The sequence below is a fragment of the Microbulbifer sp. genome (assembly GCF_051659245.1).
In the GTDB taxonomy this organism is placed as follows: Bacteria; Pseudomonadota; Gammaproteobacteria; order Pseudomonadales; family Cellvibrionaceae; genus Microbulbifer.
The window spans coordinates 1-24,853 of record NZ_JBOFOC010000061.1 but is presented as its reverse complement, the minus strand read 5'-3'; the positions used below and the strand labels follow the sequence as shown (position 1 = coordinate 24,853).

18 protein-coding genes and 1 pseudogene are annotated in these 24,853 nt (G+C 61.2%); 5 read left to right on the top strand and 14 right to left on the bottom strand.

The window, feature by feature from the left end; genetic code table 11:
* Positions 1–38: 38 nt before the first annotated feature.
* The 12 genes from rpoS to tilS form a co-directional block, all read right to left on the bottom strand.
* A complete protein-coding gene (gene rpoS, locus ACRC0P_RS06215) occupies positions 39–1,082 on the bottom strand; it encodes an RNA polymerase sigma factor RpoS (RefSeq protein WP_438628981.1) in 1,044 nt (347 codons plus the stop codon).
* A gap of 181 nt (positions 1,083–1,263) precedes the next feature.
* On the bottom strand, positions 1,264–2,004 hold the full coding sequence (locus tag ACRC0P_RS06210; RefSeq protein ID WP_438628979.1) for a peptidoglycan DD-metalloendopeptidase family protein: 741 nt from the start codon (positions 2,002–2,004) through the stop codon (positions 1,264–1,266).
* Positions 2,005–2,239: 235 nt separating this feature from the next.
* Positions 2,240–3,190: a DUF368 domain-containing protein gene (locus ACRC0P_RS06205; RefSeq protein WP_438628977.1), complete on the bottom strand. Its 951-nt coding sequence runs from the start codon at positions 3,188–3,190 to the stop codon at positions 2,240–2,242.
* Positions 3,187–3,858, bottom strand: coding sequence for a protein-L-isoaspartate(D-aspartate) O-methyltransferase (locus ACRC0P_RS06200; protein WP_438628975.1), 672 nt, complete (start codon positions 3,856–3,858; stop codon positions 3,187–3,189). The genes ACRC0P_RS06205 and ACRC0P_RS06200 overlap by 4 nt, the downstream gene beginning before the upstream one ends.
* A 71-nt stretch (positions 3,859–3,929) precedes the next feature.
* A complete protein-coding gene (truD, locus tag ACRC0P_RS06195) occupies positions 3,930–4,892 on the bottom strand; it encodes a tRNA pseudouridine(13) synthase TruD (RefSeq protein WP_438628973.1) in 963 nt (320 codons plus the stop codon).
* On the bottom strand, positions 4,885–5,364 hold the full coding sequence (gene ispF / locus ACRC0P_RS06190; protein ID WP_438628971.1) for a 2-C-methyl-D-erythritol 2,4-cyclodiphosphate synthase: 480 nt from the start codon (positions 5,362–5,364) through the stop codon (positions 4,885–4,887). Before ispF ends, truD begins: the two co-directional genes overlap by 8 nt.
* Positions 5,364–6,260, bottom strand: coding sequence for an IspD/TarI family cytidylyltransferase (locus ACRC0P_RS06185; RefSeq protein ID WP_438628969.1), 897 nt, complete (start codon positions 6,258–6,260; stop codon positions 5,364–5,366). Before ACRC0P_RS06185 ends, ispF begins: the two co-directional genes overlap by 1 nt.
* The gene (locus tag ACRC0P_RS06180) at positions 6,257–6,550 is read right to left on the bottom strand and encodes an FtsB family cell division protein (RefSeq protein ID WP_438628967.1); all 294 of its coding nucleotides are present in this window, start codon (positions 6,548–6,550) and stop codon (positions 6,257–6,259) included. Before ACRC0P_RS06180 ends, ACRC0P_RS06185 begins: the two co-directional genes overlap by 4 nt.
* Positions 6,551–6,653: 103 nt before the next feature.
* Complete coding sequence (gene eno, locus ACRC0P_RS06175) at positions 6,654–7,940, bottom strand: phosphopyruvate hydratase (RefSeq protein WP_438628965.1); 1,287 nt, start codon at positions 7,938–7,940, stop codon at positions 6,654–6,656.
* A 94-nt stretch (positions 7,941–8,034) separates the two neighbouring features.
* Positions 8,035–8,880 carry a 3-deoxy-8-phosphooctulonate synthase gene (gene kdsA / locus ACRC0P_RS06170; RefSeq protein WP_438628963.1) on the bottom strand — a complete coding sequence of 282 codons (846 nt, stop codon included), beginning with the start codon at positions 8,878–8,880 and terminating at the stop codon, positions 8,035–8,037.
* Between the two features lie 190 nt (positions 8,881–9,070).
* Positions 9,071–10,711 carry a CTP synthase gene (locus ACRC0P_RS06165; protein WP_438628961.1) on the bottom strand — a complete coding sequence of 547 codons (1,641 nt, stop codon included), beginning with the start codon at positions 10,709–10,711 and terminating at the stop codon, positions 9,071–9,073.
* A 135-nt stretch (positions 10,712–10,846) separates the two neighbouring features.
* Positions 10,847–12,130: a tRNA lysidine(34) synthetase TilS gene (tilS, locus tag ACRC0P_RS06160; RefSeq protein WP_438628959.1), complete on the bottom strand. Its 1,284-nt coding sequence runs from the start codon at positions 12,128–12,130 to the stop codon at positions 10,847–10,849.
* 112 nt (positions 12,131–12,242) lie between these two features.
* Between tilS and ACRC0P_RS06155 the strand changes: the two are divergent.
* Positions 12,243–13,691: pseudogene (locus ACRC0P_RS06155) on the top strand (sugar porter family MFS transporter); the annotation flags it as partial.
* Positions 13,692–13,854: 163 nt separating this feature from the next.
* Here ACRC0P_RS06155 and ACRC0P_RS06150 read toward each other — a convergent pair.
* On the bottom strand, positions 13,855–15,045 hold the full coding sequence (locus tag ACRC0P_RS06150; RefSeq protein WP_438628983.1) for a helix-turn-helix domain-containing protein: 1,191 nt from the start codon (positions 15,043–15,045) through the stop codon (positions 13,855–13,857).
* Between the two features lie 333 nt (positions 15,046–15,378).
* On the opposite strand from ACRC0P_RS06150, the gene ACRC0P_RS06145 reads away from it, so the two are divergent.
* Both ACRC0P_RS06145 and ACRC0P_RS06140 read left to right on the top strand, forming a co-directional pair.
* Positions 15,379–17,961, top strand: coding sequence for a glycoside hydrolase family 3 protein (locus ACRC0P_RS06145; protein WP_438628957.1), 2,583 nt, complete (start codon positions 15,379–15,381; stop codon positions 17,959–17,961).
* Positions 17,962–18,403: 442 nt separating this feature from the next.
* Positions 18,404–20,527, top strand: a complete 2,124-nt coding sequence (locus ACRC0P_RS06140; protein ID WP_438628955.1) for a TonB-dependent receptor — start codon at positions 18,404–18,406, stop codon at positions 20,525–20,527.
* A gap of 226 nt (positions 20,528–20,753) precedes the next feature.
* On the opposite strand, the gene ACRC0P_RS06135 is transcribed toward ACRC0P_RS06140, so the two are convergent.
* The gene (locus tag ACRC0P_RS06135; RefSeq protein ID WP_438628953.1) at positions 20,754–21,227 is read right to left on the bottom strand and encodes a putative molybdenum carrier protein; all 474 of its coding nucleotides are present in this window, start codon (positions 21,225–21,227) and stop codon (positions 20,754–20,756) included.
* A gap of 273 nt (positions 21,228–21,500) precedes the next feature.
* Between ACRC0P_RS06135 and ACRC0P_RS06130 the strand changes: the two genes are divergently transcribed.
* On the top strand, positions 21,501–22,529 hold the full coding sequence (locus ACRC0P_RS06130; protein ID WP_438628951.1) for an expansin EXLX1 family cellulose-binding protein: 1,029 nt from the start codon (positions 21,501–21,503) through the stop codon (positions 22,527–22,529).
* A gap of 26 nt (positions 22,530–22,555) precedes the next feature.
* Entirely contained in the window at positions 22,556–24,742 is a 2,187-nt protein-coding gene (locus tag ACRC0P_RS06125) for a DUF6055 domain-containing protein (RefSeq protein WP_438628949.1), read from the top strand.
* Positions 24,743–24,853: the final 111 nt, after the last annotated feature.

Here is a 24,853-nt window from a genome sequence, read left to right as displayed (position 1 = left end):
CCCGCCGCTCCTACAAAAAGGTCGGCCCGGGCCCTGGTTTACAGATCGCCGAACATCGACTTCCCATCGAGGCCCTGCTTCTCCATCACTTCCCGCAACCGTTTCAGCGCATCCACCTGGATCTGGCGCACCCGCTCGCGGGTGAGGCCGATCTCCCGGCCCACTTCCTCCAGGGTGCTGGCCTCGAATCCGCGCAGGCCGAAGCGGCGGGACACCACTTCGCACTGCTTGTCCGGCAGTTCTCCCAGCCAGCGGTTGATGCTGTCGAACAGGTCGCTGTCCTGCAGCAGCTCCGCGGGATCGGATTCGTGCTGGTCCGGAATGGTGTCCACCAGCGTTTTTTCCGAGGAGGGCCCGATAGGCGTGTCCACCGAAGTGACGCGCTCGTTCAGCCCCAGCATGCGCTCGACGTCTTCCACCGGCTTTTCCAGCAGATTGGCAATCTCGTCCGCCGAGGGCTCGTGGTCGAGCTTCTGCGCCAGTTCACGGGATGCCCGCAGGTAGACATTCAGTTCCTTCACCACATGAATGGGAAGGCGAATGGTGCGGGTCTGGTTCATGATCGCCCGTTCGATGGTCTGCCGAATCCACCAGGTTGCGTAGGTGGAAAAGCGGAAACCCCGCTCGGGATCGAACTTTTCCACTGCGCGAATCAGCCCCAGATTGCCCTCTTCAATCAGGTCCAGCAGCGCCAGACCCCGACTGACATAGCGGCGGGCAATCTTGACCACCAGGCGCAGGTTGCTCTCGATCATGCGTTTTCTCGCCGCCGCATCGCCACGCAGCGCTTTGCGCGCGTAATAGACCTCTTCCTCTGCGGTCAATAGCGGGGAGAAACCGATTTCATTGAGATATAACTGTGTAGCATCGAGGTTTTTCTGCAGGTGGCGGTCACTTTCCACCTTGCGCGCCCTCGACTTAAGGGGGGAGGGTTCGGAGGTTTTCTTTGCCGCTGTCCTCCGGGTGCGGCTTTTAACGCTGTCCTCAGTTTGATCTGACTGTTGCTCATTGTGGTCCACTGCCAACTCTGGAGGAATATCCACTTGGCCACCCAACATCCGGTCCTGCCGTTGTGCTTCCATTTCCCCAACTCCTTGTACATTGCCAATGTCAGCCGCACTGCAGTTCGACTGCTACCAGCTCGTTGACTGCGGGTGCGACAGCCTCCGGGTCATTGGGCCTCTCGGCCGTCGCGACTCCGGTGACTACCTCAAGTGGTACAAACCAAAATCCATTTTATTGCAGAGTCGACACCAACCCGGGTCATGGCAAATAGGCCAGTGGGTCCACCGGTTGACCGTTGCGGCGAATTTCAAAATGGAGCTTGTTGCGGTTGGTACCACTTGAACCCAGTTCCGCGATCCTCTGCCCCGCTTTGACTTCGCTTCCCTCCTGCACAAGTAGTTTGTGGTTGTGGGCGTAAGCACTGAGGAATTCCTCACTATGCTTGACGATCAACAGTTTTCCGTAGCCTCTCAGCGCACTTCCCGCGTAGATCACGGTGCCATTGGCTGCTGCGAGTACAGAGTCCCCTTTTTCTCCGGCGATATCAACACCCTTGCGCAGGGGGTCCTGTGACCGAAACCCGCTGATCACTCTCCCTTTTGCCGGCCAGTGCCAGCGGATAGAACCATTGGAGGAACGGCCCGGGTTTTTTGGCGGTGCGGCACGTGTTAAGGATTTTGAGCGTTTTGGGGGAGCTTTTGCCACCGGTGGCGGTTTTGGCTTCACTTTGGCGGGCGTTTTTCCCACTGTAACCGGCGCAGGGGGCGCCTCGCCGGTGACCCGGAGGCGCTGCCCGGGGTAGATCTGATAGGGGGAGGGAATGCGATTGATGGCCGCCAGCTCCCGGTAGTCCCTGCCGTAGCGCCAGGCAATGGAGTACAGGGTCTCGCCGCGGCTCACCGTGTGGTAGTCGAGAAAAATGCCCGGCGGCTGTTCCAGTGCGCTGGTGGGGGCCCGCGGGCTGGAGCAGGCGGCAACCAACAGGGACAGAAGTACCAAGCTTAATATCTTGAACACTATCAAATTAAACTGGCGGGAAAGATGTTTTTTTCCCCGCCTTTGTTGGCACTCAAAATGTTGCAATTGAAGACATTTCATTATTCTCTTTTTACATCAGAGGGTGGCATTTATGGAAAAAGTGTCTAAAAACATGTTCCAAAAATCCGCCAAAAATCTTTAGAAAAATCTGCGACTCCGACTTAAAACAGATGTTATTGCGGCAGAGACGCAACTCTCAACAACTATTGCTTCCCCCTTCGTGCCTGTTCCCGAAGTATTCCACCAGCAGAACCAACGCCATCGCGGTAAATGCGGCAACCAGCGCGGCCCCCAGATAGGCGTTCTCGCCGGTGCGTACGGCAAAGGTCGCCGGCGAGGTGTTTGACATCAACGGTACCAGTTTGTCACCCACCGACCCGACGCCGTGGGCAGGCAGCTTCCAGGGCCAGATAATTTTCAGGCTGCCCAGCAGTATCCCCGCAAGGAATGCCAGGGTCGACGCCAGGTACCGGTGCATCAACCACGACAGCAGCCGGCTGAACAGCATCAGGCCGGTGGCCGCGCCCGCAGCAAAACAGGTGAGGTTGAGCAACTGCAGTTCGTGCACCGAGGCTAGCACCCGGGGATAGATGCCGATCAGCAGCAGGATAAAGGCCCCGGAGATTCCCGGCAGGATCATGGCGCAGATCGCCAGTGCACCGGAGAGGAACAGGGTGATGCGCGTCGCCTCGATTTGTGCCGGGCGCAGCTCACTGACCGCCACCGCAACCAGGGCGCCGGCGGCAAAGCAGGCGAGCACCAGCGGCGACCAGCGGGGAACCCGCCGCAGAATCGGCACCGCGGAAGCCAGTACCAGGCCGAAAAAGAAAGCCCACACCACAATGGGATAGCTTTGCAATAAGGAGCCGATCAGCCTGGCCAGGCTGAAAACACTGATCAGGATTCCGCCGAACAGCGCCAGCAGAAAATTGCCGTTAATCACACGCCAGGCCACCAGGGGGCCGTGGCGGGCGAGCAGCTTCAGGCTGTGGGGGCCGATACTGCTCAGGGAATCCAGTAATTCCTGGTAAATGCCGGTAATAAAGGCGATGGTGCCACCGGAAACGCCCGGCACCACATCCGCCGCGCCCATGGCCATACCGCGCGCCATCACGCCCCAATAGCGACTCTGCAAAATAGATTTCATCGCACCACACCGGAGAGCAGCGGCACGAAGCGCACCGCCTCCATAGTCTCCACATCAAACTGGTCGCTGTCCTCGCGGCGGGTGACCACCGTGAGATGTTGCCGCTCGTTGCCCACCGGCAGCACCAGCACCCCGTTGGGCGCCAGTTGCTGCTTCAGCTCCGCGGGCACGGATGCGGGGGCGGCGGCGGCGAGAATGGCATCGAAGGGGCCCGCCTCGGGCCAGCCGAAACCGCCGTTGCTGAGCTTCAGTTCCAGATTGTAAATCCCCAGCTCGCGCAGGCGCTGCCGCGCCTTCTCCAACAGCGGGCCGATACGCTCCACCGAGTAGAGCTGATCCACCAGGCGGGCGAGTATCGCGGTCTGGTAGCCGGAACCGCTGCCCACTTCCAGCACCCGGTGCAGGGACTTGGCGCGGCTCAGAAGCAACTCCGTCATGCGGGCGACGATATAGGGCTGGGAAATGGTCTGACCGTAGCCGATGGGCAGCGCGGTGTCCTCGTAGGCACGAGCCGCAAGCGCCTCGTCCAGGAACAGGTGCCGCGGCGTGGATGTCATTACATCCAGGACTTCTTCGCTGTGAATCCCCTCCTCCCGCAGCCGCTGAATCAGGCGATTGCGGGTGCGCTGCGAGGTCATCCCCAAACCTTCACGTCTCAAGTGATCCATATTGTTCTTGTTCCGACTTCACTGGTGCGCGCGGCGCACCCTACGCGGGTCCGAGTCCCGAGTCCCGAATTCTATGTGGCGTCCGCTGCATTGACCAGCCCCGCCACCTCGCGCAACAGCGCCGTGGCAAAAGCCCCCGGCGGCAGGGCGAACTGCAATACCAGGTCATCCCCGTCCCATTCGAACGCGAATGCCTCCGGATACAGCGCCAGTGGCCGGCGCTCCTGCTTGAGGCCGCAGTGCTCCAGCCAGTCGCACCAGCTCTGCCAGGGAGCAATTACCTCTCCCTCCAGCTGCCCCTGCTCCCCGGTCGCCGGATTTCTGCCCCGCCCCCACAGGGGACCGCTGGGTTCGGCCGCGGGCTCGCCGGGGAGTAGCTCCCTCCAGCTGCCGCGGCGCACCCGCTCCGCCAACACCTGGTTGAACAGCCAGCTGCGCGCGGCGGACATGGCGAAGGCCCTGGAGCTTTTCTGTACCCGGATATTCTCCTCTGCCAGCTGCCGCGCGAGGTCCAGGTTGCCTCCGTCGCGGCCAAAGCGCTGCTCGCCGAAATAATTGGGCACCCCGGCGGGCACCTGGGCCAGCACCTGCTCCGCCCTGTTCCGGTCGCCGCGAATGTGCCGCAGGCGAATCACAAAACGGTTGCCGCTGTGTTCCCCCCGGCGCAGTTTTCGCGGCCCGCGACAGTGTTCCAATAAGGTTATTTCGCTACTGTTCAGCCGCTCCCAGTCCGGCTCCGGCTTCTGCGCCAGCCATACGCTGAACCACTGGGTGGTTACCGCGTGGCGGTCCTTCAGGCCGTAGTAACCCACGTCCCGCGCCTGCACACCGGCGAGGCGCGCCAACTGCCCCGCCACCCAGCCGGTATTGGCGCCGATCTTGCTCACCCGCAGATAGACGTGCTCACCACTTTGCGCAGCCGGCGGCGCCGCCAGTTCCTCCACCAGGAAGTCCTCCGGGTGGGAGCGAAAATCGCCGGTTATCGCCGCGCCGCCGAGCGCCCGCGGCCAATTCAGTGACCAGTTATCAGTCATCAGCGATCAACACCACCGCCTGGGCGGCGATGCCCTCGCCGCGTCCGGTAAAACCCAGGCGCTCGCTGGTGGTGGCCTTGACGCTCACCGCACCGATATCCGCGCCGCAGTCCGCGGCGATATTCGCGCGCATGGTTTCGATATGCGGGGCCATCTTCGGCGCCTGGGCGATCAGCGTGGCGTCCGCGTTGACCAGGCGGTAGCCGCGTTCCGAAACCAGGCCGACCACATGGCACAGCAGCGCGCGGCTGTCGGCACCGGCGTAACTGGTATCCGTATCGGGGAAGTGGTGACCAATATCCCCCAGCGCCAGGGCGCCGAGCAACGCGTCGGCCAGCGCGTGCAAAAGTACGTCGCCATCGGAGTGGGCTTTCAGGCCGCGCTCGTGGGAAATTTTCACCCCGCCCAGGATAACGTGGTCACCGGGGCAGAAGGCGTGTACATCAAAGCCCTGGCCGATTCTAAAACTCACTAGCGTTTATCCTCAGTGGGTGCATAGCGGAGGCGCAAAATAGTCTCCGCGAGAAGGATATCGGAAGGATGGGTGATCTTCAGGTTGTCCCCGCGGCCCGGCACCAGTTGGGGCGCATGGCCGAAGAGTTCCAGTGCACTGGCCTCATCGGTGACCGGCGCCCCCTGTTCCAACGCCCGGCGCAAACAGGAATGCAGCAGGCCCAGGGGGGCGCGCTGCGGCGTCTGGGCCAGCCAGATACTACCCCGGTCCAGGGTTTGTTCTACGTACAGACGGGACTCGGGACAAATCGGCAGGATTGCCGATTTGGACGCCAAAGGCGCCCGCGAAGCGGGTGAGCGCCAGGGAGGGCGCGAATCACTCGGGACTCGGGACTCGTGCTCCCCTCCCCCGCTTGCGGGGGAGGGGCTGGGGGAGGGGGTCTCGCGGCTGCCCGCAAGCTTTATGGTGTCCCCAGCCGGCTGTGCCAACAGCGCTATTGAATCCGCTTGGAGCAGCGCTTCAATATCCGCCAACGCCACACAGGGCCGCGCGGCGTCGTGCACCAGCACGGCGGTCTCCGGGGGTTCCCGCGTGGCTAGAAAGTTCAGCGCGGCCAGCACCGAATCGGCGCGCTCCGCGCCACCGGTCACCCGGTACACCAGCGGATGCTTCGCTTCCGGCAGGTGGGAAAAGTCGGCATCGTCTTCAGACAGGGCCACGACCACGCCGGCCAGCCCTGGCCAGGACAGGATATTGCGCAGGGTAAGAGACAACAGCGGGCGCCCCAGCAGTGGCAGGTACTGCTTGGGCCGGTCCGCCCCCATGCGCTTGCCGACACCGGCGGCGGGCACCACTACCCAATAGCGAATTCGGGACTCGGGATTCGGGACTCGGGACTCGGATGAGGAGATCATGGGCTTTCAGTTTTCTCTTCGGGGTCGAGGAAGATAAACAGGGTCTCGCCCTCCTCAATCAGACCCAGGTCGTACCGCGCCTTGGCCTCCACGCCATCGGTGCCCTCCTTGAGGCTGCGCACTTCGCGCAACAGCTGGCGGTTTTCCCGCTCCAGCGCGGTGTTTTTATCCCGCTGCTCGACGAGCTGGCGTTTCAGCCGCGCGACTTCCGCCAGGCTGCCCTCACCCACCCAGAGGCGGTATTGGGTGACGAGCAATATCGCGATCAGGATTGCCAGCAGCCATTTCATGGAAAAGTCACATTATTTCGGCGGGCCTGCGGCCCGTTGCCGAGCTGGAGCTCGGCGTTCCCAGGGCGGAGCTGGAGCTCCGCTGTCCCGGGTCCCGAACAGATTACTTGAATTCCGCGCGGCCGCGGTACGGGGCGGAGCCGTTCAGCTCGGCTTCGATACGCAGCAGGCGGTTGTACTTGGCCACGCGGTCGGAGCGGCACAGGGAACCGGTCTTGATCTGGCCGGCGGCGGTGGCTACTGCGAGATCGGCGATGGTGGTGTCCTCGGTTTCCCCGGAGCGGTGGGAGATCACCGCGGTGTAGCCGGCGTCCTTGGCCATCTTGATCGCGTCCAGGGTTTCGGACAGGGAGCCGATCTGGTTGAACTTGATCAGGATGGAGTTGCCCACGCCCTTCTCTATGCCTTCCTTGAGGATCTTGGTGTTGGTTACGAACAGGTCGTCGCCCACCAGTTGGACCTTGTCGCCGATCTTGTCGGTCAGGACTTTCCAGCCGTCCCAGTCGCTCTCGTCCATGCCGTCTTCGATAGACAAAATCGGGTAATTACCGGCCAACTCGGCCAGGTAATCGGCAAAGCCTTCGCTGTCGAATTGCTTGCCCTCTCCGGCCAAGTCGTATTTGCCGTCCTTGTAGAATTCGGAGGAGGCGCAGTCCAGGGCCAGGGTGATGTCGTCGCCCAGTTTGTAGCCGGCCTTTTCCACCGCTTCGGCAATCATCTTCAGCGCCGCTTCGTTGGACGGCAGGTTCGGTGCAAAACCGCCCTCATCGCCAACCGCGGTGTTCAACCCCTCGCTGGCCAGCACCTTCTTCAGGGCGTGGAAAATTTCCGCTCCCTGGCGCAGCGCTTCGGCGAAACTGGTGGCCTTTACCGGCTGAATCATAAACTCCTGGATATCCACGTTGTTGTCGGCGTGCTCGCCACCGTTGAGGATATTCATCATGGGCACCGGCAGAGTGTATTGGCCGGCGGTGCCGTTGACCTCGGCGATATGCTGGTAGAGAGGCACATTCTTGGAAATCGCCGCGGCTTTTGCGGCGGCCAGGGACACCGCCAGAATGGCGTTGGCACCAAGCTTGGATTTGTTCTCGGTGCCGTCGGCATCGATCATCGCCTTGTCCAGGGCGCGTTGGTCGGTCGCGTCCATCCCTTTCAGCAGGTCGGCGATGGTGGTGTTGATATTCTCAACGGCTTTCAGCACGCCCTTGCCCAGGTAGCGGCTCTTGTCGCCGTCGCGCAACTCCAGCGCCTCGCGGGAGCCGGTGGAGGCACCGGAGGGGGCGCAGGCGGAGCCCACGGCACCACACTCCAGAATTACATCGGCGTTTACCGTGGGGTTACCGCGGGAATCCAGTACTTCGTAGGCTTTTACGGCGACAATCTTGCTCATTAATTTGGGCTCCGTGTTGTTGAATGGCTGAACAGTTTTTCGTTGTTGGGTGGGCCTTCGGCCCGCAAGCCGAGCTGGAGCTCGGCGCTCCCAGCTATTTGGTATCCAACGGCGGAAGGCTTTTGACCAGGTCGTCCACCGCTTTCATCTGCGCCAGGAAAGGCTCCAGTTTTTCCAGCGGCAGTGCGCTGGGGCCGTCGCACAGGGCCTTGTCCGGGTCCGGGTGCGCCTCAAGGAACAGGCCGGCGATACCGATAGCCAGCCCGGCGCGACCCAGCTCGGTGACCTGGGCGCGGCGGCCGCCGGAGGCGGCGCCGCCCGGGTCGCGCATCTGCAGCGCGTGAGTCACGTCGAAAATCAGCGGCGCGCCACCGGTGGCGTCGATCATGGTGCGGAAGCCGAGCATGTCCACCACCAGGTTGTCGTAGCCGAAGCAGGCGCCGCGCTCGCACAGGATAACCTTTTCGTTGCCGCACTCGGCAAACTTCTCCACCACGTTTTTCATCTGCGGCGGGCTCATAAACTGCGGCTTCTTCACATTGATCACGGCACCGGTCTTCGCCATGGCGGTCACCAGGTCGGTCTGCCGCGCGAGGAAAGCGGGCAGCTGGATAACGTCCACCACTTCCGCGACAGGCGCGGCCTGGTGCGGCTCGTGAATATCGGTGATCAACGGAACGTCAAAGGTTTTTTTTACCTCTTCAAAAATCCTCAGGCCCTCTTCCATTCCCGGTCCGCGGTAGGAGTGAATGGAGGAGCGGTTGGCCTTGTCGAAGGAGGCTTTGAAGATATAGGGAATACCCAGTTTTTCCGTGACTTTCACGTAGTGCTCCGCCACCTGCATAGCCAGGTCGCGGGATTCCAGTACGTTCATGCCGCCAAACAGGGTGAATGGTTTGTCGTTGGCGACCTGGATTTTCCCAATTTCAATAATTTTCAATTCTTTCCACCTGTCTGTTCGCCTGCAAGCAGGCTCCTACATAGGGGCTGGAGCTCCGCGATCCCGGGTTTGTGTAGGATGGGCAAAGCGCAGCGTACCCATCACCCGACATTGATGGGCACGTCGCTTCGCTCCTTTGCCCATCCTACAAGCTGCAACCCCGGTTCAGAGCAAAGCGCAGCGAGCCCGATCAACCCGGGTCCCGTTTTTCACGCTGCTTCATCGCCCCGGCGATAAAACTCTCGAACAGCGGGTGGCCGTCCCGGGGTGTGGAGGTGAACTCCGGGTGGAATTGGCAGGCGACGAACCAGGGGTGCTCGGGCAGTTCCACCATTTCCACCAGAGTGTCGTCCGCGGACCAGCCACCTATCTTGAGGCCGGCCTTCTGCAGACGGTCCACGTAGTTGTTGTTCACCTCGTAGCGATGGCGGTGGCGCTCGACGATCACGTCGGAGCCGTATATTTCCCGCGCCCTACTGTCCTTGGTGAGCCGGCACTCCTGGCCCCCGAGGCGCATGGTGCCGCCCAGGTCGGAGGATTCATCGCGTTTTTCCACTTTGCCCTCGCCGTCGATCCACTCGGTGATCAGGCCGATCACCGGGTGCGGGGTGTTCACGTCGAACTCGGTGCTGTTGGCATCCTTCAGGCCCAGCACATTGCGCGCGTATTCGATCACCACCGACTGCAGGCCGAGGCAGATGCCCAGGAAGGGGATATTGTTCTCGCGGGCGTAGCGCACCGCTTCCAGCTTGCCCTCCAGGCCGCGTTCGCCGAAACCGCCGGGCACCAGGATAGCATCGGCGTGCCTGATCAGTTCCAGGCCGCCCTCGGCCTCCACGTCTTCGGCATTGATGAAATCGATATCCACCCTGGTGCGGTGCTTGATGCCGGCGTGGGTAAGGGACTCGATCAGGGACTTGTAGGCGTCCAGCAGCTCCATGTATTTGCCGACCATGGCAATCTTCACTTCGTGCTGCGGGTTCAGCTTGCCGTCCACCACGGAATCCCACTCGGACAGATCCGGGGGAGCGCATTCCAGCAGCAGCTTTTCCACCACGATATCGTCCAGGCCGTAGTCGTGCAGCATGCGCGGCACGCCGTAGATGGTTTTGGCATCCGGCAACGGCACTACCGCGCGCTCTTCCACGTTGGTGAACAGGGCGATCTTGCGGCGGGAGTCATCGTCGATGGCACGCTCCGAGCGGCACAGCAGGATATCCGGCTGCAGACCGATGGAGCGGAGTTCCTTCACCGAGTGCTGGGTGGGCTTGGTCTTGGTCTCACCGGCGGTGGTGATGTAGGGCACATAGCTCAGGTGGATCAACAGCGCGTGGGACAGGCCCAATTCCACGCGCAACTGGCGCACGGACTCGAGGAACGGCTGGGACTCGATGTCGCCCACGGTGCCGCCGATCTCGACGATGGCCACGTCCATGTCGCGGCCGCCTTCCAGAACCCGGCGCTTGATCTCATCAGTAATATGGGGGATCACCTGCACGGTGCCGCCCAGGTAGTCGCCGCGGCGCTCCTTGCGCAGCACGGTTTCGTAGACCCGGCCGGTGGTGAAGTTGTTGCGCTTGGACATGCGCGTGCGAATAAAGCGCTCGTAGTGGCCCAGGTCCAGGTCGGTCTCGGCACCGTCTTCGGTGACGTAAACCTCACCGTGCTGGAAGGGGCTCATGGTGCCCGGGTCCACGTTGATATAGGGATCCAGCTTGAGGATGGTGACCTTGAGGCCGCGGGCTTCGAGAATAGCGGCCAGGGAGGCGGAAGCGATCCCTTTCCCCAACGAGGAAACCACGCCACCGGTGACAAAAATATAGCGCGTCATGCAAAACCTTGGTCAGTTGAATGCCCGATGGAATCGAGCGTGCGGGGCTGGCTCGGGAGGGCTTGAGGACCCATCCCGGTGCCTTTGAGATGGGACGCCAGACTACCAGAAAGGCCCTGCCCGCTCAATCGCCAATCACTCGCAAGCCCCGCCATAGCGCCATTTGAGCATTCCTGCAACCCCCTCGCCACACAGGAAAATATCCCCCACCGCAACCAGTTCGCCGCCGCGGTGGACCAAAGGCACCAAGTCCCGCAGCCAGGGTTCCAGGGCCTGTTCCTGCAGGAGTTTCTTCAGTGTCTGGGAGTGCTTTCTGCCCGTCGGCCTGGCCCGTTCGCCGCCGCGGCGAAAACGGACCTGGTAGTGCCCCGCCGGCCAGTCGGGCCCGGGTTCCAGCACCCAGCGGCCGGGCAGCGCCAGAGCCCCGGCGCCATTCCACTGCCATTCACCGCTGAGATCCGCGGCGGGCAGCGGTGGGGTTATATAAAGGCGCTGGCGGAACCTGCGCGCCACACGACCGCCCAGGGCAACGGCGGGCCGGCTGTCGCGGGCGGATTCCAACACCTGGGCCAGTGCCTCCTCCAGGTGTCCGGCCTCCGGCATAGCCCCGCCACTCTCCGCCAGCCAGGTGCGCAGCAGGTTTCTCCGACGCGGCGCGGAGAGTTGCCGCACTGCGGCCAGTTCCAGGCTCTCACCAAATCGCTCGCCGCGCCGCCCGCAGCGGCTCAGATCATCCTCCCCCACTTCCTGTAACAGCTCCGCCGCCTCGCGCAGGTTTTCCGTCGCCCGCGCCACCCGCCGGCGCAGTGGCCAGCGTTCACTCAGCAGTGGCAGCACCGCCGCGCGCAGGTAGTTGCGCTCCAGACGCAGGTCCGCGTTGCTCTCGTCTTCGATCCAACTCAGCCCCTGTTCGCGGGCATAGGCTTCCAACTGGTTGCGACCGCAGCCCAGCAGCGGGCGCAACAGGCTACCGGCGCCCAGGGGGCGGCTCTCCGCCATGGCCGCCAGGCCCAGCACGCCGGCACCGCGCAGCAGGCGCAAAAAGAATGTCTCCACCTGGTCATCGCCGTGCTGCGCCAGCAGCAGTTGGTCTCCCTCTTTCAACAATCCGGCAAAAACCCGGTAGCGGGCGCGCCGGGCGGCCTGCTCCAGGCCACCGTCCGCCGGGTCCACGGAGACCTCCCGGGTAACAAAGGGAATGCCCAGGGCCGCGGCGGTTTCCTCACAGTGGGCCTGCCACCGGTCCGCATTTGGCGAAAGCCCATGGTGAACATGCACCGCGCGCACCGGAATGCTCTCCGCGGCGAGCAGATGCAGCAGCACGCTGGAATCCAGGCCACCGCTGTAGCCCAGCCAGTAGCGACCGTCACAGGGATGGCGGGCCAGCGCCGCTTTCAGTGTTTCCAAAACAGTGTTCACACTTTTACCCGGTTCAACTTTGCGATTTTTCCAGAAGTCGGACGATTTGCGACGGAATTCACGAAAAGATTGACCCCCTACGACCACTTCTGTATCGAAACACAATAAATTAGGTGGCATCACCATGGAAGCGACCGAGAGTCTTCCTCAAGCCGGCATGGCGGAGGAGCAATCCACAGCCTCGCCGGGTTTTATCATTCTTATCTGCACCGTCGCCACCATCGGCGGTTTCCTGTTCGGCTTCGACAGCGGCGTCATCAACGGCACCGTGGCCGGACTGCAGCAGGCCTTTGATTCAGACAGCGCCGGCACCGGCTTCAATGTGGCCTCCATGCTGCTGGGCTGCGCCGCCGGGGCCTTCTTCGCGGGGCGTCTGGCGGACCGCTGGGGGCGCCGGCAGCTGCTGCTGCTCGCGGCGGTGTTCTTCGTCATCAGCGCCTGGGGTTCGGGCATCGCCAGCGGTTCCGCCGAGTTCGTTTTCTACCGGATACTGGGGGGGATGGCGGTGGGCGCCGCCAGCGTGATGTCGCCGGCCTATATCAGCGAGGTGGCGCCGGCGGCCTGGCGCGGGCGCCTGATCACCATCAACCAGATCGCCATTATCTCCGGCCTGTTCGCCGCGTTTGTCAGCAATTACCTGCTGGCGCAGACCGCCGGCTCCGCCAGCACCAGTTGGTGGATGGGCTTCGAAGCCTGGCGCTGGATGTTCTGGGTGGAAATGCTTCCGGCGGCCATTTTCTTCGTGTCCCTGCTGTGGATTCCGGAAAGTCCCCGATACCTGGTCCTGTGCAGGCGGACCGGGCGCGCCCGCCAGGTACTGGGCAGACTCTACGGCGAAGGCAGCGTGGAGTCCAAACTGCGGGATATCGACGCGTCCATCGCCGCGGACCACCGACCGCGCCTGAGCGATCTGCTCGACAAGGCCGGGCGGCTTCGCCCCATCGTGTGGGCGGGCATCGGCCTGGCTACCTTCCAGCAGTTGGTGGGCATCAACGTGGTGTTCTATTACGGCGCCGTGCTCTGGCAGGCGGTGGGTTTCTCCGAGGCGGACGCGCTGCTGATCAATATCATCTCCGGCGCGGTGAGCATCGGTGCTTGCGTGATCACCCTCAGCCTGATCGACAAGATCGGCCGCAAGCCGATTCTGCTGGCGGGTTCCTTCGGCATGGCCATGACCCTGGCCCTGGTCGTCATGGCGTTCACCAGCGCCGACATCGGCGCGGACGGCAAGCTGGTGCTGTCGGATTCCATGGGTCTGCTGGCGCTGGTGGCGGCCAACGCCTACGTGTTCTTTTTCAACGGCTCCTGGGGGCCGGTGATGTGGACCCTGCTCGGGGAGATGTTCCCCAACCAGATCCGCGGTTCCGGGCTGGCGGTGGCGGGCCTGTCCCAGTGGGGCTCCAACTTCGTCATCACCATGACCTTCCCGCTGCTGCTGGCCGGCATCGGCCTGGCGGGGGCCTACGGTATCTACCTGCTGTTTGCGGTCCTGTCCATTCCCTTCGTGGTCCGCATGGTGCGGGAGACGGTGGGGCGGGAGTTGGAGCAGATGGAAGGCTGAGGGCGCATCCCCCGGAGCGCGGATTCGGCGCGGAGGCTCTACGGGTAGCGGCCTGTCCGGCCGGCGCATCCCCCGGAGCGCGGATTCGGCCCTTACACCGCACCAGACTGGATACCGGCCTGCGCCGGAGTCAATGAAAACTTGATTTGAAACCACCCCAAAATCACATGGCCGCAACCTTCTCTGGCTGGTTGCGGTGCCGGTACTCGGTGGGTGTCATGCCCACCAGCTTCTTGAAGAAGGAATTGAAAGTCGCCTTGGTGTTGAAACCCGAGTCGAGCATGATATCCATCACCGTCTGCTCCGCGCAGTCCGGGTCCGCCAGGCGGCGCTTGGCCTCTTCGATGCGATAGTGGTTGACGAACTCGAAGAAGTTGCGCCCGAAGTGCCGGTTGATGGTGTTGGACAGCCCCCGCTTGGGTATTTCCAGTTGCACTGCAAGTTGCTCCAGGGTCAAGGTCGGCGCCAGGAAGGGTTTTTCCTCTTCCATATACCGGGTAATTTTCTCCGCGAGCGCACAGTCCACCGGGGGCTTCTCCTCCACCTTTTGCTGCGGCTCGTCTTCCTCCGATTTTCGCTCCAGACCCTCGAACATGGAGGAGTAGCTGAGGCTGAAGAAAATCATCGCGCTGATCAGGATAAAGACCATGTAGTTGCTGGTGAGCCCCATGATGCGAAAGTCCACCATGATATCCAGTTGCGCAGCCAGGGTGAGCGCTATGTTCACCAGCACCGCCCAGCTGCGGATCACCAGGAAGCCCAGCACCAGCATCATCAGCCAGGTGAAGTCGATTTTCTCGATATTGGAATAGGAATCCTGTATCCGGCGGCGGCAGTTGTGGATCTCCAGCAGGCACAGCATGCCGAACACCACCCGCAGCACTTCCCGCCCGAAACCGATCGCCAGGTTCAACAGCGTCTCATCGTAGGGCGTATAACCCTCGAGCATGGAGACTTTTGTCGCGGTATCGAATCTGAAATAGGAAAAATATTCGAACAATGCGTAGGCGACGAAGGGCACCAGGTAAATCAGATCCCTGCGGGTCAGGCGGTATTCCCGGTAGATCAGCGAGCGGGTGTACCAAAGCAGCACCGGCCCCTCCAGCCAGTAGCCTAAACCGAACACGTAGAAAAGGTTTGGAGAAGTATGAATTGCCCAGTCGCGGAAACCCGCGCCGAAATTGATCAGGATGTCCAGCGGTATCGCCGCCTGGGTGAACAGAAACAGTGCCAGCAGCACATTGCTGATATAGCCTTCCCTGCGGATTACCAGTAGCAACAGTGCAAACAGGGTGCACTGGTAACTGGTCATCATCAGGACTACATCATGGAAATTGAACAGAAGAATATCCATATCCACTATCGCTCTCGTTTGTTCTTGTAAATCGGGCGGGAAGGTTAATTGTTAACCACCAGCCAGGCAAGCAGTGACTCCACATCCGGTCCAACTTTGTGTTCAGTGCAAAGTTGGACGTCCAAAATTGTGATGCAGCGCAAACCAGGACGATCGCGGCCGGGCCCGACGGGAAAATACTGCCGAGACATCGAAACCCGATTCTAACGATAACAAAGGGAGCACCGGCAGTGATGCTCACTGCCGGACCGGCGCATCACCGCGCCTCCGACCGGAAGGTATTCCCTGCGGGATCTCCCGCACTTTCACTGAACCCTATTTCCCGGAGTGTCTATGTTCTATAAGCAACAATGCACCGCCTGTGCCCTGGCACTGAGCGCCCTGCTCACCGCCTGTGGCGGCGAGCGTTCAGCGGCGGATGCCGGCGAATCGGCGGAACCTAAAAAAGAAACGGTCACCGCAATCACCGGGAGCGCCTGGCCCCAGCTTCAGCCGGCCCTGCCCGGGGACTCCGAGCTGGAGGAGAAAATCGCCGGCCTGCTGCAGCGCATGTCCCTGGAGGAAAAAGTGGGACAGCTGATCCAGGCGGAAATCAAGTACATTACCCCGGAAGAAGTGAAGGAATACCATATCGGCTCCGTCCTCAACGGTGGCGGCACCTACCCCGACAACGACAAGTTCGCCACCGCCGAGGACTGGCAGAAACTGGCAGATGCCTACTACGAAGCCTCCATGGATACTTCCGACGGCGGCGTGGCCATCCCCATCATCTGGGGCAGCGACGCGGTGCACGGCCACAACAACCTGGTGGGAGCCACCCTCTTTCCCCACAACATCGGCCTGGGCGCGACCCGCGATCCCGAACTGATTCACCGCATTGGCCGCGCCACCGCGCGGGAGGTGGCGGCCACCGGCGTGGACTGGACCTTTGCCCCTACGGTGGCGGTGGTGCGCGACGATCGCTGGGGCCGCACCTATGAAAGCTACTCCGAAGCTCCAGACGTGGTGAGCGAATACGCCCGCAGGATGGTCGAGGGTATCCAGGGCCGTAAAGACTCCGGGGAATTTCTCGACGGCCACCACCTGGTCTCCGCCACCAAACATTTTGTCGGCGACGGCGGCACCACCCGCGGCATCGACCGCGGCGATACCCGGGTGAGTGAGCGGGAGCTGGCGGAAATCCACGCGGCGGGCTACATCAGCGCGCTGCAGGCCGGGGTGCAGACGGTGATGGCCTCCTTCAACAGTTGGAACGGCGAACGCCTGCACGGCCACCGGTACCTGCTCACCGAGGTGCTGAAAAACCGCCTGGGCTTCGACGGCTTCGTGGTGGGGGACTGGAACGGCCACCGCTTCGTGGAAGGTTGCACCGTGGAGAACTGTGCCGCGGCGATCAACGCCGGCCTGGATATGTTTATGGTGCCCTCGGACTGGAAGGCGCTCTATGTGAACACCCTGAAACAGGCGAAGAGCGGGGAAATTCCCCCGGCGCGGATCGACGATGCGGTATCGCGCATCCTGCGGGTCAAACTGCGCGCCGGCCTGTTTGAGCGCGACCGCCCGCTGGCGGGCCGCGCCGATATCCTCGGCAATCCCGAACACCGCGCCCTGGCCCGGGAGGCGGTGCGCAAATCCCTGGTGCTGCTGAAGAACAACGACCAACTGCTGCCCCTGGACCCCCGCCGGAACATCCTGGTGGCCGGCGATGGCGCGGACAATATCGCCAAGCAGAGCGGCGGCTGGACCATCACCTGGCAGGGCACCGGCACCACCGCCGAGGACTTCCCCGGGGCCACCTCCATCTACCAGGGCATCCGCACCGCGGTGGAAGCGGCCGGCGGCGAAGCGGCGCTGAGTGAAAGCGGCGATTTCTCCGCAGACACCTTCGCCAACGGCGAAAAGCCCGACGTGGCGGTGGTGGTCTACGGCGAGGAGCCCTACGCCGAATGGCATGGCGACCTGGCCAGCATCGAGTACCAGTTGGGCAACAAGGAGGACCTGGAACTGCTGAAAAAGCTCAAACGGCAGGGTATTCCCGTGGTGAGCATCTTCCTCTCCGGGCGGCCCCTGTGGGTCAACAAGGAGATGAACGCATCCGATGCCTTTGTCGCCGCCTGGCTGCCGGGCTCCGAGGGCGCCGGCGTTGCCGACGTGATCCTCACCGATGCCGAAGGCGAGGGGCAGCACGACTTCACCGGCCAGCTCACCTTCAGCTGGCCAAAGCTGGTACACCAGACCAGCCTCAACCGCGGCGACGAATCCTACGAACCGCTGTTCGCCTACGGCTACGGCCTCGACTACGACGACAAGGTCCAGATCGCCAGCGACTTCCCGGAGAACGGCGACACCTACGCCCAGGGCTCCCTGGAAGACGCCTGGCTGATGGTATCCCGTCCGCGGGAACCCTGGAGATTGTTTATCGCCGACGGCGGCGAACCGGTGCCAGTGGCCGGCAACCGCGCCAGCAGCGGAGACGGCAACATCACCGTGGCCTCCATCGATATGGAATCCCAGGAGGACGCGCGCCTGATCGACTGGAAAGGCCTGCGCCGGGGCAGTGTGCAGCTGCGCGCGGAAAAGCCCCAGGACCTGAGCCGCTACCTGGACGAAAACGCCGCACTGGCCCTGGATATCCGCGTGGACCGGCAGCCCGAAAAACCGGTGTACGCGCAGATCGCCTGCGCCGAGGGCTGTGCCGGCGAACTGTCGCTGCTGAAGCCACTGCAGTCACTGCCCGCCGGGGACTGGTCCCACCTGACCATCGACCTGAAGTGCTTCGCCGAGAGCGGTGCGGACTTCTCGCGCATCTCCCATGGCCTGGCGCTCAGCAGCGAGGGGCCGCTATCCCTGGCGGTGGCGAATATCAAGTATGTGCCGGGCGGAGCGGAATCCGCGCAAATCCGCTGTCAAGGCTGATGCTATGAAACCGGCCGCCGGGGGCAATCGTGCCGGCGGCCTGTTAAGCCATTTCTTTTGTAGGATGGGCAAAGCGAAGTGTGCCCATCGAGGCCGCGGAAGATGGGCACGCTTCGCTTTGCCCATCCTACGAAAATCCTCCCAGACCCGAATGGCACTTACTTAAGCGGTTTCCGGCTCCCGTAGGGCGGATAAGCGAAGCGCATCCGCCGCCCCGGGCCTTGTAACTGGTGGATGCGCTTCGCTTATCCACCCTACAGATAAGGCCATTTGCGCTTAAGTCAGCGCCATTCCTCCCAGACCCCTCTTCCCGCTGGCGCAAGGCAACCGGCAAACACAACACTTACAAAAGTTAACGCAAATCGTTATCATTAGCCCCCGCATTGAGGACCCCTCCATAGAGCTCAACGACTTCCTAATCACAATCAATCGGAAAATATCGATGAGAATACGCTTACTGGCCCTCGCCCTGACGGCGGCCGCCTGCACCACCACGTCTTACGCAGAAGAAACCAACCGGGATATCGAGCAGGTTATCGTCACCGGCAACCGCTTTGTGGAAAGCATCGACGAGGTACCGGTTTCGGTCACCGTCATCGACCGGGACACCATCCAACAACAGCTCCAGGTCAGCTCCGAGTTGCAGAACCTGCTGGCCATCCATGTCCCGGGCCTGGCCGCCGCCAACGGCAGCACCAGTAATTTCGGCACCACCCTGCGCGGCCGCATGCCGCTGGTGATGATCGACGGCGTGCCCCAGTCCACCCCGCTGCGCAACGGCGCCCTGGGAGTCCGTACCCTGGACCCGGACGTTATCGAGCGCATCGAGGTGATCAAGGGGGCCACCTCCATCTACGGCAACGGCGCCGCCGGCGGGATCATCAACTACATCACCAAAAGCGCCGCGGACAGCGAATTCGCCGCCCGGGCCTCGGTATCCAGCCGTTTCAGCGCGGTCAAGTTCGAGGACAGCGCCGGCCTGCGCACCCAGGGCTCGGTGAGCGGTACCCGCGACAAATTCAGCTTCGTGGTCAGCGCCTCTCGCGACGAGCGGGGCGTGGAGCGGGACGCGGAAGGGGACATCATGGGGACCATCTACGGTCTCTCCGAGAGTGTGACCGAGAACTATTTCACCAAGCTGGGCTACCGGCTGGACGACGAGAAATCCCTGCAGCTCACCTACAACTATTACGAAGGCCGGCAGAACGCCGACCTGGTGGACGTGTTGGGTTCCGTCAACGAGGGCACCAAGACCTACGCCCTGCCCCTCTCCGACGGCGACACCAGACAGGGCGATGCCCAGGGCCCCAGGGGCAACCACAACCTGACGATCAAATATGTGGACGACCACCTGACCGACAACACCCAGATGACTATCGACGCCTACGGGCAGAAGATCGAGAACGTATTCTTTTTCTCCACTGCCCTGTCCAATCCGGAAGAGGGTTACGACGGCGGCCAGTCGATGATCAAATCCGAGAAAAAAGGCCTGCGTTTCAATTTCAACACCCAGCTCAGTTGGGAACGGGTGGACGGCACCCTGACCTACGGCCTGGACGCACTGAACGACGTCACCTCCCAGCCGCTGCTCGATGGCCGCATCTGGGTTCCGGAAATGGACATGGACAGCCTGGCCGGCTACCTGCAAACCAAGTGGATTCTGGACAACGACTGGATCTTCAAGGCCGGTGTGCGCCGCGAAAACATCGACCTGGTGGTGGACGATTACCGCACCCTGAAACTGTGCACGAACGCGGATACCTGCTCCGTGCCCATGGATGTGAAGGGAGACACCCTCAGTTACGAAGCCACCACCTACAACTTCGCGCTGCGCTACCACATCAACGACCACTTCAGTCCCTTCGCCAACTACTCCCAGGGCGCGGACGTCTCCGACCTCGGCGGCCTGCTGCGCTCCGCCACTGTCAACGATATCGCGCTGATCCAGACCGAAGCCTCCATCATCGACAACTACGAAATCGGCCTCGACACCCATTTCGATAACTTCGATGTCAGCATCGCCGCCTACAAGAGCACCTCGGAACTGGGCACTTCCAGCTTCTACAACTCCGAAACCGGCGTGTATGAACCGGTCCGCGCGCCCCACAAAATGTGGGGCTACGAACTCGCGCTCGAGTACCGCATTTCCGAAAGCCTCAACGTCGGCGCCAACTATAGCTGGGTGGAAGGCAAGAACGAGAAGACCGACGAATACCTGGATGCGCGGATCATCTCTCCACCCAAGTTCGTCGCCCATCTGGACTGGCGCCCGGTGGACAACGCCAACCTGGCCCTGACCTATTATCGCGTTGGGGAAAGGAAGCGCTTCGAGCCGGACGAAAACGGCAATTGGGACGGCTCCTTCGCCCCGGTCAGCGCCTACGACGTGGTCAATCTCAGCGCCAATTACCGCCGGGACAACTGGAACTTCTTCGCCGGTGTGGAAAACCTCCTCAATGAGGAATACTTCTCCGCCCGCGCCCAGGCGTTCACCTACAGCGGCGGCGCCTACCACACCATGGGCCTGGGAACCACGATCAATACGGGCGTGAACTACAGCTTCTAACGAAGACAGATTTCCTCATTGTAGGAGCGGCGGGGCGGCCATCCGCCTATGGCCGCGATCAGAATGCGCTACGAAGCCAATCTGTCGCGACCACGAGCCGCTCTCTTTTGTTCGAGGTTGAAAACCCAGAAATTGTAGGGTGCGCCGTGCACACCGTAAGGCACGGAAGCCTGCATCAGCTGAAATGGTGCGCACGGCGCACCCTAGGGCAGCGGAACTGCCATTTTTAGGAGTGCTCTTTTGATCGCTTTATGACCAAGCCAATCACCTGCCTCACATACCCGTACATTTCAGGGCAGCCGCTTTGTCTCGGGCCGGCAACATTCAGGACCTCTATATCGAACTCTTTCACAAAGCGCGCCAAAAGCGCTGCTGCAGTTTCCGGATTGACGAGTTCGATATCAATCAATTTATATGGCTTACCCAATCTGACGCTAAAAATCGCTGTCAATTCAGTGCCGCCTTTTAAATACGATTTATAAAAGATGGCTGTACCGTCGGAGTCCTCGACATTCTTCCTGGTACGCCGCCGGTAACCGCCACCGATCTCGACCAGAGGATAGACATCGCTTATCGGCCCGTCTTCAGCCATTCTTCCGGCCGGACAGAAACCACCAATCGGGAACCCCATCTCAAGGCCCGCATCCAGTGCAGCTCTATCGGCGCCCGTTTGTCCTCCGCTTATGATTTTTGAAAGCATTCTGAAATCCAGTCAATATACCGTTTGTGTTAATCGTCCAAAGGGGGTGTCACTTCCCCAAGACTGGTCTTGAATCCCCAGAGCTTGGTTGCAGGCCCTTAACTTTTTTGTCCGCCAACCCTGGCGCTTGAAATGTCATAACGCCCGCCTCTCTGTGTGAAGTATTTGGCAAAAATTAGATTTCAAACTATTCAAGACGGACAATCACTATAGACTGTCCACAAGCGATTTCCTCATACATATTATATTAAAAGGGATACCTCCATGAGGATTATGAAGGAAGTCAAGCCATTCCTGGCTTTGTGTATTCTGGTACCTGGAACTTCCGTTCAGGCCGACAGCTCAACACACACTGGAGAGGGCACCTTTTACGGATACGGTGGTGGTGGCAACTGCAGTTTCGAGACAGTGCCGGATAACATCCTGACTGCGGCAATGAATGCAACTGATTACGCCGGTTCAGCCGCCTGCGGCGGAGTTATCGTAGTTACCAGTATCGATACGGGTCTCAGTGTAACAGTCCGCATCGATGATCAATGCCCGGAATGTGCACAGGGCGATGTCGACCTGGATCAGGATGCGTTTGCCCAGATTGATGACACAACAAAAGGCCGTATCCCGATCCGCTGGAACTATATTGCCAACCCGGTAGCGGGCAATATGAAACTCTATTTCAAAGAGGGTTCCAGCCAGTGGTGGACCGCAGTCCAGGTCAGAGACCATCTTTACCCGATATCCGCACTGGAGTATCGCATCACCGGTTCCAGCGATACATATACCCACCTCCCCCGGGAGCCCTATAACTATTTCGTTGCCACCAGTGGCTTTGGTGTAGGCCCCTACGACTTCCGGATCACCGATTTTTGGGGGCAGACAGTGGAAGTCGGCGGTATCTCGCTGGTGCTGAACACGGAAATTGATACCGGCACCCAGTTTTCTGAAGTGTCCGGCGGAGGCAGCAGCGGTTCCTCCAGCAGCAGTTCCTCGAGTAGCAGCTCCTCGAGCAGTAGTTCTTCCAGCAGCAGTAGCTCCTCCAGTGGCGGTACGACCGGAGATGCCCAAACCTCCATCCGCACCGACAGTTCCTGGGATACCGGCTATTGCGCCACTGTGACGGTTACCAATTCGAACAGCACCGCACTGACCTGGACGGTGGAGCTCGATATTGGCGCAACGGTAACGTCGGTTTGGAATGCCGAATGGTCGCAAGCCGGCACCCTTCTCACGGCATCGGGAGTTTCCTGGAATGCAACATTGGATGCCGGCGCATCAACTGAGTTTGGGTTCTGCGGAAGCTATTAACTCAATAAATAGCTGAGGAAGTGTTTATGTTTAAAGCGAAACTGGCAATTGCGCTGGCCAGTATACTGCTGGTCAACCAAGCCTTCGGCTCGTACAGTTGTACGGTGTCTCCGACAAACGTCTGGGGCAACGATTATCAACTGGATATTACCGTAACCAACGACGGTCCCGACTCTATCAGCGGCTGGACGGTTCAGGTCGATTTCAATAAACCGGCCAAGGTGACCAACAGCTGGAACGTGACGATGACCGGCGGAGATACCGCCTCGCCGTCGTTCACCAACTGCTGCGGCTGGAACGGCAACCTGGCGCCGGGCCAGAGCACCACATTCGGGTTCCAGGGTACGCACGGCGGCAGCTTTGAGACGCCGAGCTGTTCCGGCAATGGCGCCTCCTCCAGTAGCTCAAGCAGTTCGAGTTCTTCATCGAGTTCCAGCAGCTCAGGTTCCACTTCGGGCGGCGCCAATATCGCGCCCCTGGCCACGGCCAGCACTTCTTATGTCTCGCCCTGGGAGACGTTGAGCGCGGTCAACGACAATAGCAGTCCGACGAACTCCAACGACAAGTCCAGCGGAGCCTACGGCAATTGGAACAACCCCAATTCCATTCAGTGGGTGCAATATGACTGGCCGCAGAACTACACGCTGACTTCTTCGCAGGTGTACTGGTTCGACGATAACGGTGGCGTCCTCGTGCCCACCACCGCCTACATGGAATACTGGAACGGCAGTTCCTGGGTAACCATTGGCGACGTGCCCCTGGCCGAAGACGCATTCAATACGACCTTTATCGACAACGTCACCACCAATCGCCTGCGGGTATCGATGCTCAACAGCAGCCAGTCGACGGGCATTCTCGAATGGCGGGTGTCCGGTACGCCGGCAGGAACAAGCTCTTCTTCCAGCAGTTCGTCGTCGGGTAGCAGCTCTTCCAGCTCCTCCGGCAGTGCTTACACCCCGGTCACCACGGAGTACGTGTATCGCGGTATCACGACCGACAATGCGTTGTTCCAGGACTCGGAGCATTTCCGCGTTTACTACGGCACCGACGGCCGCGACGCCGGGGGCATAGTGGGACACAACAGCCAGGCACAGGTGACAAAGGTACTGGACTTCCTCGAAGCCGCCTATGACTACTGGATGGTAGAACGCGGCTTCCGCTCACCCGGTCGACCGGTGAATGGCCGTCCGGGCGGTCCGTTCAAAATGAACGTCTATTCGACGGTGGACCTCAACGCCGCAGGCGCCATGGGCTATGATTTCAACGCCGGACTGCCTTATCTGGTCGTCCACACCAACTCAATAGACAGTCCCAACGTCTATGTCCACGAATTCGGCCACTGCATCACGCTGTCCGAGTACAACTGGGTGGACAAGGGCAACACCGGCGCCTGGTGGGAAACCACAGCGCAATGGCATACCGACGACTTCGTGGCCTTCGCGCCGCAATATGGCCCGGTCGCCCAACGCTACGGCCAGCCGACGACAAGCACGATCATCAATCTCGACACCGTGATCGGCCGCTCGTACCTGACGCTGGTTCACGCGGATAATCGTTACGAGGCCTGGCCCTTCCTCACTTACCTCAACAGCAATCCGGACGGCTACCCGGGCTTCGGTCAGAGCGCCGTGAGCACCATGTACCGCTCCCACCAGGGCAACGAAACGCCGCTGCATACGGTCGCGCGCATGACGTCGACACCGTGGCAAAAGGTGGTGGCCTCCTACTGGGCCCGCATGGCCTATCTGGACATCGGCCATCCGCTGGCGCAGCAACGCCTGATGAACGTCATCAACAACAGCGCCTTCCGGCAGCGGGCCTACCGGAACCTGACCCCCACCGGAAACTCCTTCTACAGGGTCATCGGGTCGCGGCAGCCCATGTACGGCGGCGGCAATATTATCCCATTGACCGTCACCGGCGATGGCAACGTCAGTTTCGAGATCACCAATCTCGGTAATGGCCTGCCAGATAGCAATTTCACGGCAATGGTCGCAATTCGCTCGACATCCGGCAACGTGCGCTACGAAGAACTGCCGTCCGGAGATGGCTCGGTGGTCGTCAACGGTAACGAAGAAGCCACCCTGGTCGTGGCCAATACACCGGACACCTTGTATACCTATGATGCGTTTGCAAGTGAAGGCAATGATCCGGAAATCAGAGGGCTGGATTACCAGGTACAGATTACCGGCGCACAGCCTCGCGATTTATAAGTAGCTTGCCAAGAACCAAAGCCCGACGAAATTTTTCTCCGGCTGTAACTACTCTCCCCTCCCCCGCTTGCGGGGGAGGGGTCGGGGGAGGGGGGCTTTGAGCAGCGGGGG